Genomic DNA, 273 nt, shown 5'->3' with positions numbered 1-273 from the left:
CCGCCATAGCGGACCCGGGACAACTGCCGCTGCGCCCCCGGCCCTCCCTGCAGGCCGTCAGGCACGGTGAGCCGCGGACGGTGGACCTCACCGCCGAGGACGACACCCAGGGGCTCCTGCTCGACAATCTGGAGGCGAAGATCTCCGAGATGGAGCGGAAGCTCGGCTGACGGACCGCGTCACCCCACGGCGGGGGCCCCCCCAGGCGGGCCCCCCCGTCCGTTAGAACCAAAAGCACCAGACGGGGGCCCCCGCCCCCATACCCCCCGGATA

Source organism: Streptomyces sp. NPDC058955, from assembly GCF_042741435.1.
Lineage (GTDB): Bacteria > Actinomycetota > Actinomycetes > Streptomycetales > Streptomycetaceae > Streptomyces.
This window is presented reverse-complemented; position numbering follows the sequence as displayed.